Origin of the sequence: Acidovorax sp. ST3 (genome assembly GCF_003231145.1) — a bacterium.
In the GTDB taxonomy this organism is placed as follows: Bacteria; Pseudomonadota; Gammaproteobacteria; order Burkholderiales; family Burkholderiaceae_C; genus Acidovorax.
This window is the reverse complement of record NZ_QKVP01000138.1, coordinates 1-519: the sequence shown is the minus strand read 5'-3', so window position 1 is coordinate 519 and position 519 is coordinate 1. Positions and strand designations below refer to the sequence as shown.

Below are 519 nucleotides of genomic sequence, written 5' to 3'. Positions count from 1 at the left end.
GACACATTCGTGTTCGACACCGCGCTCAACCCCGGCTCGAATGTCGACAGGATCGCCGACTTCTCGGTGGTCGACGACACGATCTGGCTGGACAACGCCGTCTTCAGCGCGCTTGGCGCGCCGGGTGCGCTCGACGCGGCCGCCTTCCATGTCGGCACGGCGGCGCACGATGCCGACGACCGCATCATCTATGACACCGACAGCGGCGTGTTGTCCTACGACACCGATGGTTCCGGACAAGGAGCAGCTGTTCAGTTCGCGCAGTTGAGCGCACATCTGAACCTGTCGGCAGCGGACTTCATGGTCACCTAGCGTGGCAGGGAGGGGGCGCTTTCGAGCGCCCCTCCGACCAACAGCGTCTGTCATCCTGTGCATTCAGAGCTGGCATGGACGCTGCAATGATCCAAGGGGGAGAGTTTGCAATGAAACGTCCAACCACGCGCCGCACGGTACTGATGGCAGCGGGAGCGGCTGCTGTTGTCGCTGCGGCGGGCACGGCTACTGCTCAATCGACGGATA

1 protein-coding gene is annotated in these 519 nt (G+C 63.2%); it reads left to right on the top strand.

The window, feature by feature from the left end; genetic code table 11:
- A partial coding sequence (locus DNK89_RS24485; protein ID WP_203422602.1) for a hypothetical protein occupies positions 1-312 on the top strand: 312 nt, incomplete at its 5' end.
- Positions 313-519: the final 207 nt, after the last annotated feature.